Source organism: Sphingorhabdus contaminans (assembly GCF_007280415.1).
Classification (GTDB): domain Bacteria; phylum Pseudomonadota; class Alphaproteobacteria; order Sphingomonadales; family Sphingomonadaceae; genus Sphingorhabdus_B; species Sphingorhabdus_B contaminans.
In genome coordinates, this window is the sequence record NZ_VKKU01000001.1 from 517427 (window position 1) to 529406 (window position 11980).

The window sequence follows — 11980 nt, forward strand, 5'->3', positions numbered from 1 at the left end:
AGGTCGTGCACCAAACCCTATTCTACCCCGTCAGGATAGCTGATTTCCATCACTTCCCATTCCTTGGGGCCAGACGGCAGATGGACGGTTTTGACTTCGCCAACCTTTGCCCCGCGCAAGGCACGGGCGAGGGGGGAGTTCCAGCCTATGCGGCCTTCGGCGGCTTCGGCTTCGTCGTCGCCGACGATGGTCACGGTGCGGTGGACATCGTCTATGTCCGCCATGGTGACAGTTGCGCCGAAATAGACTTTGCTGCGATCCGGCTGTTTTGCGGGATCGAGGACATTTGCGAACTTCATTTTTTTCGACAACTGCCCGAGTTCGCGGTCAATCGCGCGCAGCTTTTGCTTGCCGTAGATATAGTCGCCATTTTCGCTGCGGTCGCCATTGCCCGCCGCCCAGCTGACGGTTTCGACCACGGCAGGGCGTTCGACGGCAAAGAGTTGCTCATACCGTGCGCGCAGGGCCGCGAATCCGGCGGGGGTTATCGGGTTGGTTCGTTCCATGGGGGTGACCTATGTCACCCCGGCGTGGATTTGCCCAGATAGGTACTGAGCGGCGTTGCCGAACGGATCCGCGCCTTTTCGGGGTGCAGATGGTCATATACCACCGCATTTTCGAGCACGCGCTGCACATAGTTGCGTGTTTCGAACAGCGGGATTTTTTCGATCCAGTCGATCACGCTGATGGCACCGGTGCGCGGATCGCCATTGGCGGCAAGCCATTTGTTCACATTGCCGGGACCGGCATTATAGGCGGCAACCGCAAGCGGGTAGCTGCCATTATAATAGTTCAGCATCCGCTGGATATAGGTCGAACCGAGCTGGATATTGTAATCGGTGTCCACGGTCAGCGCGTCGGGGCGATAGGCCATGGAAATCTTGCCCGATGTTTCGCGCGCCGTGCCCGGCATCAACTGCATCAGGCCGCGTGCGCCTGCATGGCTGACGGCGGCTTTGTCAAACTGGCTTTCCTGTCGGGCAATGGCATGGATCAGCGTCCAGTTATGCGACTGGTCGGCAGGAACACTGACGGTAGGATAACCAAGGCTTATAAGGCCGTCATGGCCATTAAGCCGCGCATTGCGACCGGCCATCACCGACAGGTCGGGGCGGTTGATCATTTTGGACAGGCTGACGGCCGACAGGAATTGCTGTTCGGTCAGGGCATTGCGCGAAATGGCGCGCAGGAAATTGCTCTGGTCCTTCCACGTGCCATATTTGGCCGCGAGTTTCGCCGCCAGATAGGATGCAGGTGCGGTCTCGGTCGATACGGGCGGCAAAGACGCGACTTTCGGGATGGATGGCATCGGGCGTCCCAAGGCCTCCAGCGCCAATTGGCCGTAGAAATTCTCATAATAGCTGCCAGCGCTGGCATAATGTTGCTGGGCAAGGGCAGAATCGCCCGCCTTGGCGGCGGCCTTACCGGCCCAGTAGAATCCCTTGGACCGTGTCTGGGGGGATTTGGCGGCGTTGGCGTAGCTGGTGAACATCGCCACGGCATCGCGCGGGCGTCCCAGATTGTTCATGGCAAGCGTTCCTGCCAGCCAGGTGAGACTGGTGTAATTGTCGCGCGTGGTCAAATCCTGGTCGGCGATATTCTGTCCGGGGGCAATCGCGTCATCTACGCGCGATGCGATCCGGTAGGCGACATCGCTTTGACCGTCTTTGGCCGCAGCCTGCGCATGGGTGAGCAGCAGCTTGTACCAGTCTTTCAATACCGGGACAGGTGCCGTCAGGCGGCTCCGGTTGGCGAGCAATTCACGGGCGGCAAAGCTGTTTCCGCCGGTGCGAAGGGCATCTGCGCGGGCGGCGAGAAGGCTTGCCTCGCCATTGGCGGCCGAACCGGCTTCACCGACTTTCAAATCCGCATCCGGGCTTTTCAGGCGCACGGCCATGGCCGCAACGAAGGATGGACGACGCTGCGGCGATGTGTAGGCAACCCAACGCTCGGCCGCGCGGGTCGCGCTTGACCACAGCAGGCGGTCAACGCGGGCATCATAGTCGGCGGACGTCAGGCTGGACCCTGCGATACGGAACAGGCGGGCCTCGTCATCATCGGACAGGGGGCCACCGCGCCAGGCTTCACGCGCCACCGCAATGGCGCGCGTCTTGTCGCCACCTGCATCCAGCGCCATGGCAAATTTGGCCCGGCCGCCATTGGTCAGCGGCGGCAAACGGTCAAAATAGGCAACAACCTGCGATGGCGAAAAGCTGAGCGGATTGATCGCCTGCTCGGCATTTTTGCGCATATCCTCGGCATTGGGCCAGTCGGGATAGTCCATCAGGAAGGATGCATAATCGTTGAAGCTGTAGCCTGCCGAAGCGCTCAGCATTTTCCAGCGTTGCAGTGCGGCGGGGATTTTGCCCTCGCTGGGGTCATATTGGATTGCCGGTGCCGGCTGTCCAGCCGCGGGGGCAGGGGTGCCTGCCGCTGTGCCCGTCGGTGTGCCGGTGCCGGGCTTCCAGATAATTTCAGGTTGCTGTTGTGCCGCTGCCATCGCAGTAGCAGGAAGAATCAGCAGCGATGCTGAAATGAGATGCTTTACCATGCTGGACATATTATGTGCCCCATCCTTATCAGGTGCTGAACGAACGACTATATTCCCCATAGCCTGTGTCTATGGTCTAAAATGAAAGATATATGCCATGTTTTCCGGATCAATACCGGCCCTAGTGACTCCTTTTTGCGACGGGGCGTTTAGCGAGAAGCATTTTCGCGCGCTGATCGACTGGCAAATCGAGAATGGATCCAGCGCGCTTGTGCCTGCGGGGACGACGGGGGAATCATCAACACTGTCCAATGCGGAGCACCATCGCGTGATCGAGGTCTGTATCGAGCAGGCGGCCGGACGCGTGCCGGTGATTGCGGGCTGCGGCTCGAACGATACCAACAACGCGATCCTGCACCTCAATTTTTCGAAAAAGAGCGGGGCGGCGGCGGGGCTTGTGGTTGCGCCCTATTATAACCGGCCCAATCAGGAGGGGATCTACGCCCATTTCGAGGCGATGACGAAGAAGAATGACCTGCCGATCGTGCTGTACAATGTACCGGCGCGGACGGTGACGGACATCAAGCCGGAGACGGTCGCGCGGCTGGCGAAGCTGCCGACGGTCATCGGCATCAAGGACGCCAGCGGCGATATGCCGCGGGTCACCGACCACCGCCTGGCCTGCGGGCCGGATTTCTGCCTGTTATCGGGCGTTGATGAACAGTCGCTCGCCTTCAATGCCGCGGGCGGGGTGGGGTGCATCTCGGTCACCGCCAATGTCGCGCCGAAGCTGTGTGCGGAATTCCAGGCGGCGTGCGCGTCGGGCGATTATGAGCTGGCACGCAATCTGAACGATAAGCTTTATCCTCTTCATCTTGCGCTGTTTTCCGACGCATCGCCCGGGCCGATCAAATATGCGCTGTCCCGGGTTATCGAAGGCTTCCCCACCGAGCTGCGCCTGCCCATGACCCCGCCGAGCGAGGCCAGCCGCCGTCAGGTCGATGCCGCTTTGGAGAATGCAGGTCTCATCTGATGTCGCGTCCCAAAACCGAAGAGTTCAACAAGGTCAAAACCGTCGCCGAAAACCGGCGTGCGCGGTATGATTACCATATCGACGACAAATATGAGGCCGGGATCGTCCTGACCGGGACCGAAGTCAAATCGCTGCGCTTTGGCGAAGGGTCGATTGCGGAAAGCTATGCCGAGGTAAAAGACGACCAGGTGTGGCTGATCAACGCCAATATCCCGGAGTTCAGCCATGGCAACCGCTACAACCACGAACCCAAGCGGCCCCGTAAATTGCTCCTTAATATTCGCGAGATAAACAAGCTGCACGGCGCGGTGATGCGTCAGGGTATGACGCTTGTCCCGCTGTCGATCTATTTCAACGGCAAGGGGCGGGCAAAGGTAGAACTTGCGCTCGCCAAGGGTAAGAAAGCCCCCGACAAGCGCGCGACCGAGAAGGAACGCGATTGGAAGCGGGAGCAGGGACGTATCATGCGGGATCGCGGATGAGCAAATTTGGCGCCTGGATACAGCGGCAAGCCCCGACTCGCGACAGTTTCGAGCGCAGCCGTTTCCTGCGCCCCTTTGCGCAGCGCGTCTTCCATCCGGCGCTGTGGCGTTTCACGCGCCGGTCGGTGCCGCGCGGCGTCGCGCTGGGCCTGCTCGTCGGCATTTTCCTGCTGATTCCCGGTGTCCAGATTGCGGGCGTTGCGTTGCTGGCCCTGCCGGTGCGCGCCAATATTCCCATCGGCGCGGCCATGACCTTTCTCAGCATGCCGGCCACCACACCCTTCATATTGTTCGCATCGGTCTATGTCGGCGAATCGGTTCTGCGTCTGAGCGGCGGCTCAGGGCGTTTTTACCAACTGATCGAATCCAGTGCGCCCCTGTCTGCATGGCTTGATTTCGTCTGGACCGAAGCACCCATGGCCTTTGTGCAGGGTGTTGCAGGACTCGCCATCATCTCGGTCGTCGCAGCAGCACTTGGCTATGTGCTGGCGGCTTGGTTCTGGCGCTGGTGGATCAGCGCCAAATGGCGACGCCGGTCGAAATCACTTGCGGCTGGTGGATAATCTGTAGCTTGGCTTTGCCGCTTGGATAGCGAATATTCCCCTGTAGTTTAGGGGAGTTTACCATGAAGATTACCAAAAGCTGGGCCCTCGGCCTGACTGTATCGATGCTCGCGCTGAGTACGCCTGCCGCTGCGGAAAATGCCGCCCCGGCACAAGAAGCGGCACCCAAAAGCGGGCCGCAACTTGGCACCTATGGTTTTGATACCGATGGCATGGATACATCGGTGTCGCCTGCCGATGATTTCTATCTCTACGCCAACGGCAAATGGGCCGAGAAAACCCAGATTCCCGCCGACAAGTCCAACTATGGCATGTTCACCGCGCTCGACGATCTGTCGAAGGAACGTGTGAAGCTGGTTCTGGAGGCCGAAAAGGATGTCAAAGGCAGCAAGGCCGGCGATGTTTACGCCAGCTATCTCGACACCGCGACGGTCGAGAAAAAAGGCCTGAAACCGATCCAGCCCTGGCTGAAGCAGGTGCGCGGTATCAAGAGCAAGGCCGCCTTTGAAAAGATGTTGCCAACCGCTGCCCGCAATGGCGTGGGCGCCCTGTTCGGCGGTTTTGTGGGGCAGGACGACAAGAATCCCGATGTCTATATATTCCAGATCTATCAGGGCGGCACCGGCTTGCCCGACCGGGACATGTATCTGGTCGAAAATGACAAGTTCGAGGCGATCCGCAAGGCCTATAAGGAATATCTGGCAAAGATGCTGACCCTTGCGGGTGAGAAAAATGCCGTCGCACGGGCCGATGCCATTTTTGCGGTGGAAAAGAAAATCGCGGAAGTTCAATGGACTCGCGAAGATTCTTCAGACGCCACCAAAACCTATAACAAAATGACTGTGGCCGAGCTCGACAAGATTACGCCGGGCCTGAAACTGTCGTCCGTGCTGACCGGCGTCAGCCCGAAGATTACCGAGGTGGTGGTGGCGCAACCCAGCGCGATAACCGGCATAGCCAAGATTTTTGCCGATACCGATCTCGCGGTTCTGAAGGACCAGATGATCGTCAACAGTCTGGCCACATTCTCCAACGTGCTGCCCGATTCGGTTTCGGACACAACCTTTGCCTTTTACGGCACCACCCTGCAGGGTACGCCGCAGCGCGAACCCCGCTGGAAACGTGGCGTTTCCCTGACCGAGGGAACGGTGGGCGATGAAGTCGGCAAGGCCTATGCCGCCAAATATTTCCCGCCGGAAACCAAGGCCGCGATGGACACTCTTGTCAAAAATGTTCTCGCTGCCATGGGACGTCGCATCGACGGATTAACCTGGATGCAGCCCGAAACCAAAGCCAAGGCGCGGACCAAGCTTGCCAATTTCACCACCAAGATCGGCTATCCCGACCGGTGGAAGGATTATTCGAAGCTGAAAATCGTACGCGGCGACCTGTTTGGTAATGATTTGCGGGCCAACCAGTGGGGCTTTGACGACAATATCTCCAAATTGGGTGGTCCAATCCGCCGTTGGGAATGGGGCATGTTGCCACAGACCGTGAACGCATACGCCAATTTCGGCATGAACGAGATCGTCTTTCCTGCCGCCATCCTGCAACCGCCGTTCTTTGATCCCAAGGCTGACCCGGCGATCAACTATGGCGGTATCGGTGCGGTAATCGGCCATGAAATCAGCCATCATTTTGACGATCAGGGCGCCAAATATGACGAAAATGGCAAGCTTTCCGACTGGTGGACGGAAAGTGACGTCAAGGCGTTCGAAGCCGCCGGCAAGAAGCTGATTGCCCAATATGATGCATATAAGATTTTCCCCGATGCGTCGGTAAAGGGCGAATTTACGCTGGGCGAAAATATCGGCGACCTTGCCGGTCTGACCATTGCCTATGATGCCTATCGCGCATCGCTGAACGGGAAAGAACCGCCGGTTATCGACGGCATGACCGGTGACCAGCGCTTTTTCCTGGGCTGGGCGCAGGTCTGGCGGCGCAATTATCGCGAGGCGAATTTGCGCCAGCGCCTGATTACCGACCCGCACAGCCCCTCGGCACAGCGCGCATGGGTGGTACGCAATCTTGACAAATGGTACGATGCGTTCCAGCCGAAAGCGGATGGAAAATTATACCTCAAGCCCGAGGAACGTGTCCGCATCTGGTAAGGAGCCGCTTTGACAACCCCGATCCCGCCTGCACAATTTGAGCTTTTGGGGGGCACGGGGGACGAAGACGCCCGCCAGCAATGGCAACATGCATTATGGCTGGTGGCGGCAACCCTGCTGTCACTGGCCATTTTGTGGTTCGTGTCCAAAAATGTCCTGTTGATGGGGACCTGCGCCGCGACGATGATCGCGGCCTGGGCGCTGGTCGATTATGTCCGGCGCACACGGCCCAAAGAGGTTGACGTCGAACTGTCGCCGCCCGACTGGTCGATTACCCATGCCACCGCGCAGTTGAGCAATGCGGCCATTGCCGTTAGCGACCGCGCAGGCCGGCTGGTATGCGCGAATGACCATTTCACCAAGGCCTTTGCCGGCCTGAAAGCACCGCCCGACCTTATCGTTGATGATGCAAGCCGCGACTTGCTGGTGGCCGCAGGACGCGCCGCATGGCGGGATGGCACCGCCCAGATCGACGCGATTACAAAGGATGACCGGCAATATAGTGTGAAAGTCGCGCGCGCCGGGACGGCCGATGAATATCTGCTCTGGCGGCTCGCGCCGATTGAGCGGCTGGATATCGAAAGCCGGGCGATCGAGATGATATCGGGCCGGATAGGCCGTGCCATGGCGCAAAGCGGCATCATGGCGGTGGCCATTGCCGAAGACGGACGTATCCGCGCGGCCAACGCGGCCTTTGCCCTGCGGGCGCTGGGCACTGATCAGGAACCGATTACCGGCCGCCCCTTCGCAAATTATATGCGGATGGATGAAAAGGGCAGCATATTCTTCGAACGTGAAGGGCGCCGCGGCCTGCCCATCCGTCTGCTCAACGTCCCCCTGACCGACGACAGGTCCGATGGCGCGGCGTTGCTTCTGGCTGTTGATGAAGAGGCGGCCAAGGTCGAACGGGGCATGGCGCTGGCCCATGTGGAACAATTGCTGTCTACACTCCCGCTGGGACTGGCGCTGGTCGACCGTGACGGACGTTTCCTGTTTGCCAATGACGCCTTTGCGCGGGTTTTGGATATCAGTGTGGAGGCGCTGCCCTCCTATCCCGCCGATCTTGTGATCAATGAGGATAAGGCCGCCGTCCTCGACAGTATTCGCAGGTTCGGCAGCGGGGCGATGACATCGGGCGATATTGCCGTGCGGTTAAAGGAACGGCCTGATGAGGTGATTGCGCTGTCCATCGCCGGGGTGCGCGGGCTGGGCGAGGCCGCCGTATTGCTGGGCCTGAAAGACAATAGTGAAGAGACGAAGCTGAAACGCCAGGTGGCGCAACAGACCAAGATGGAATCCATCGGACAGCTCGCCGGCGGCGTCGCGCATGATTTCAACAATATCCTGACCGCCATCATTGGATATTGCGACCTGATGCTGATGCGGCACCAGCCGGGCGACGGCGATTATGACGATATCCAGCAGATCAAGAATAATTCCAACCGCGTCGCCAGCCTAACGCGGCAATTGCTCGCATTTTCGCGGCAGCAAACCCTGCGTCCGCAGATATTGCAATTGCCCGATGTGGTGGCCGATGTATCGAACCTGCTGAAACGCTTGCTGGGCGAGACAGTGCGGCTGGAGGTGCATCACGGGCGGGCCCTGGGGCCGGTGCGCGCCGATCCGGGGCAATTGGAACAGGTCATTGTCAATCTCGGCCTCAACGCCCGCGACGCGATGGACAAGGGCGGCGTCGTCCATATCAGCACAAAGGCCGTGTCGCAGGACGATGTGCGGGCCATGGGCAGCGAGATTTTGCCGATTGGGGATTATGCCCTGCTGTCGGTCGAAGACAGCGGTTCGGGAATTCCAAAGGAAAATCTGGCCAAGATTTTCGAACCCTTTTTCACCACCAAGGAAGTGGGCAAGGGAACGGGACTGGGCCTGTCGACCGTCTATGGCATCGTCAAACAGTCGGGCGGCTTCATCTTTGCCGAATCGGAAGTGGGGCAGGGCACGCGTTTTGACATCTATCTGCCCGTCCATGTCGGCGAAGCGCCATCGGCGGATACGGGCAAACGCGAATTTTACCGGCCCAAGGATTTGTGGGGCAGCGGCCGGATCCTGATTGTGGAGGATGAGGATATGGTCCGCGCCGTTGCTGAACGCGCATTGGTGCGGCAGGGTTATGTCGTTGAAACCGCAACCGACGGTGAAGAGGCGCTGGCCCTCTTTGCCGAGGGCAAACGCTATGACCTTGTCGTCTCCGACGTGGTGATGCCCAATATGGACGGCCCGACCATGGCGCGGAACCTGCGCGCGCAATTTGGCGATATAAGGCTACTGTTCATGTCCGGATATGCGGAGGAACAATTGCGCGAGACCATCAGCCTCGACAATGTATCGTTCCTGCCCAAACCTTTTTCGGTGCAGCAAATTGCCGAAGCGGTGCATGACGCTATGGCGATGGAGTAGGGGACGGTCCCCCAGCAACAGAGGTTTTTCAAAAAAACAGTTTAACTATCTAAAAAATAACATTAATAAAAATTATGTTCCGCTCTTGTTCTTTAAGAACAAATAACGTACATCATGCTTCGTTCCGGTAATGTTCCGGATACGGACATGACGCTAAGGAGTGGAAAATGGCAGCAAGTCTTAAAGTTATCGATGGAGTTCAGGCAAAGAATATGAACAGCGCAGAACGTGATAAAGCACTGGAAGCCGCACTGGCGCAGATTGACCGTGCCTTTGGCAAGGGTTCCGCCATGAAGCTGGGCAGCCGGGAAGCAATCGCTATTGAGGCGATTTCGACAGGATCGCTCGGCCTTGATATTGCGCTGGGGATTGGTGGCCTTCCCAAGGGCCGCGTCATTGAAATCTATGGTCCTGAAAGCTCGGGTAAGACGACCCTGACCCTGCACGCCATTGCCGAAGCGCAAAAGGCAGGGGGAACGGCGGCCTTTATCGACGCGGAACATGCGCTCGATCCCGTCTATGCCAAGAAACTGGGTGTCGACATCGACAATCTGATCGTCTCGCAACCCGATACCGGTGAACAGGCATTGGAAATCGCCGACACGCTGGTGCGGTCCAACGCCGTCGACATTTTGGTGATCGACTCGGTTGCCGCGCTTGTGCCCCGTGCCGAAATCGAGGGCGAAATGGGCGACAGCCATGTCGGTTTGCAGGCCCGTTTGATGAGCCAGGCGCTGCGCAAGATTACCGGTTCGATCAGCCGTTCCAACTGCATGGTGATCTTCATCAACCAGATCCGCATGAAAATCGGCGTCATGTATGGCTCGCCCGAAACAACCACGGGCGGCAATGCGCTGAAATTCTACGCATCGGTCCGTCTCGACATTCGCCGCACCGGCCAGATCAAGCAGGGTGAAGATATTGTCGGCAACACCACCCGTGTGAAGGTTGTGAAGAACAAGGTGGCTCCGCCTTTCAAGCAGGTCGAATTCGACATCATGTATGGAGAGGGTATCTCCAAGACCGGCGAATTGCTTGATCTGGGCGTGAAGGCCGGGATCGTTGAAAAGTCGGGCAGCTGGTTCAGCTATGATTCGATCCGCATCGGGCAGGGGCGTGAAAACTCCAAAACCTATCTGATCGAAAATCCCGAAGTGGCTGCAAAACTCGAGGCGGCAATCCGCGGCAAGACCGAGGAAGTGGCCGAGGTGATGATGACGGGTTCCGACGCGGAAGACGATATCATCGAATAAGTTCCTCTCCCCCTAAAGAGGATTAAGCGCGGCCTTGCCTGAGACCGCTGCTTTAGACCCGCCCTGGTCCACCCCGGGGCGGGTCATTTCATGGGCGGGTCATTTCGAGGGCGGGGGGCTTGAGCATTTTACCGTCCTTGACAGGGGCGAAGGCAAAAGCCCATCTGCTGTCATGCATCCTGCCATCCATCTTATCGGGCTTCCGACGGACCAGAACAGCTCGTTCGAACGCGGCGCCGCGAAAGGACCTGCCGTCATCCGCGCGGCCTTGTGGAGCGACAGGGGCAATATATCGTGCGAATCGGGGCTGGAAATCGGCCGCGATATCGAACTTGTCGACCATGGCGATCTTCCGCTGACCGATCATGATTGTGCCGCCGACGATGCGATGATCGCCGATGCGATTGCCGGAATAATGGCGCAGGGCGGCTTGCCTCTGGCGCTGGGCGGGGACCATGCGGTGACCTTTCCGCTCGTCGCGGCGGTGGCGGCGCATCATGGCCCGCTCAACATCCTGCATTTTGATGCCCATCCCGATCTCTATGAAGATTTCGAAGGTAATCCGCGCAGCCACGCCTCCCCCTTCGCCCGCATATTGGAAGGCGGCCATGCCAAGCGTCTGGTGCAACTCGGCATCCGCACGCTCAACCGCCACTGCCGCGAACAGGCGGCTCGCTTCGGCGTCAAAATCATCCCCATGGCCGGTTTCAACCCCGCGCAGGTGCCGGTACTGGACGGCCCGCTCTATATCAGCATCGACCTTGACGGCATCGACCCATCCGAAGCCCCGGGGGTCTCCCACCCCGAACCCGGCGGCCTCACCGTCCGCGAAGTCCTCGCCGTCCTCGCCCGCCAGAAAGGCCCGCTCGTCGGCGCCGACATCGTCGAACTCAACCCGGCCCATGACCAAAACGCCGTCACCGCAACCCTCGCCGCCAAGCTCCTCAAAGAGCTCGCAAGCTTCAGCCAGGTTAACAAAACCGATTTTTAGGAGAGCCAAATGTCACTGATCGTCCACCATCTCAACAACTCCCGCTCCCAGCGTATCCTCTGGTTGCTGGAGGAGCTGAACGTCCCCTATCAAATCCGTCACCACCAACGGGACGCCGTCACCAATTTGGCACCCCCCGAATTGCTCGCCGTCCATCCTCTCGGCAAATCCCCGGTGATCGAAGATGACGGCAAGATAATCTACGAATCCGCCGCCATCGTCGAATATATCTGCGAACGCCACGGCGGCGCTCATCTCGTTCCGGCGCGCGGCACCGACGACCATATCCGCTATCTCGAATTTCTCCACTTCGCCGAAGGTTCGGCGATGACACCCATCTTGCTGAACCTCTACACCGGACGCCTGGGCGAAGCCGCTGCACCGCTGCGTCCCCGCATCGACCAGCAACTGCAAAGCCATTTCCAATATATGGAGGATCAACTCCGTCCTTCAGGCTGGTATGTTGGTGACACATTGACCGGCGCGGACATCATGCTCAGCTTCCCGGCAGAAGCTGCCGTCAAAATGGGATATGCAGCCGACAAGCCAAAATTGTCCGCCTTTGTGACCGCAATCCACGCCCGCCCAGCGTTCCAGAAAGCGCTCGAAAAGGGCGGGCCTTATGCCTATGCCTGAAAATA

General features: G+C 58.8%; 10 protein-coding genes. 8 read left to right on the forward strand and 2 right to left on the reverse strand.

Features of this window, described 5'->3' with window-relative positions; translation table 11 throughout:
- Positions 1-17 precede the first annotated feature (17 nt).
- On the reverse strand, positions 18-506 hold the full coding sequence (locus FOM92_RS02625) for a GreA/GreB family elongation factor (RefSeq protein ID WP_143775231.1): 489 nt from the start codon (positions 504-506) through the stop codon (positions 18-20).
- 14 nt (positions 507-520) lie between these two features.
- Positions 521-2560 (reverse strand): lytic transglycosylase domain-containing protein, encoded by a 2040-nt coding sequence (locus FOM92_RS02630; RefSeq protein WP_143775232.1) that lies wholly within the window; start codon positions 2558-2560, stop codon positions 521-523.
- 88 nt (positions 2561-2648) lie between these two features.
- Here FOM92_RS02630 and dapA point away from each other — a divergent pair, with 88 nt between their 5' ends.
- From dapA to FOM92_RS02670, 8 genes are all read left to right on the forward strand, one after another.
- Entirely contained in the window at positions 2649-3524 is an 876-nt protein-coding gene (dapA, locus tag FOM92_RS02635) for a 4-hydroxy-tetrahydrodipicolinate synthase (protein ID WP_143775233.1), read from the forward strand.
- Positions 3524-4006, forward strand: coding sequence for an SsrA-binding protein SmpB (smpB, locus tag FOM92_RS02640; protein WP_143775234.1), 483 nt, complete (start codon positions 3524-3526; stop codon positions 4004-4006). The genes dapA and smpB overlap by 1 nt, the downstream gene beginning before the upstream one ends.
- The gene (locus tag FOM92_RS02645) at positions 4003-4569 is read left to right on the forward strand and encodes a DUF2062 domain-containing protein (RefSeq protein WP_143775235.1); all 567 of its coding nucleotides are present in this window, start codon (positions 4003-4005) and stop codon (positions 4567-4569) included. Before smpB ends, FOM92_RS02645 begins: the two co-directional genes overlap by 4 nt.
- A gap of 62 nt (positions 4570-4631) precedes the next feature.
- Positions 4632-6680 (forward strand): M13 family metallopeptidase, encoded by a 2049-nt coding sequence (locus FOM92_RS02650; protein ID WP_211347340.1) that lies wholly within the window; start codon positions 4632-4634, stop codon positions 6678-6680.
- A gap of 45 nt (positions 6681-6725) precedes the next feature.
- Entirely contained in the window at positions 6726-9095 is a 2370-nt protein-coding gene (locus FOM92_RS02655) for a hybrid sensor histidine kinase/response regulator (protein ID WP_425473373.1), read from the forward strand.
- Positions 9096-9262: 167 nt separating this feature from the next.
- Positions 9263-10348 (forward strand): recombinase RecA, encoded by a 1086-nt coding sequence (gene recA / locus FOM92_RS02660; RefSeq protein WP_143775236.1) that lies wholly within the window; start codon positions 9263-9265, stop codon positions 10346-10348.
- 34 nt (positions 10349-10382) lie between these two features.
- Positions 10383-11339 (forward strand): agmatinase, encoded by a 957-nt coding sequence (gene speB / locus FOM92_RS02665; RefSeq protein WP_246087129.1) that lies wholly within the window; start codon positions 10383-10385, stop codon positions 11337-11339.
- A 9-nt stretch (positions 11340-11348) separates the two neighbouring features.
- Positions 11349-11975 carry a glutathione S-transferase family protein gene (locus FOM92_RS02670; protein WP_143775237.1) on the forward strand — a complete coding sequence of 209 codons (627 nt, stop codon included), beginning with the start codon at positions 11349-11351 and terminating at the stop codon, positions 11973-11975.
- Positions 11976-11980 lie beyond the last annotated feature (5 nt).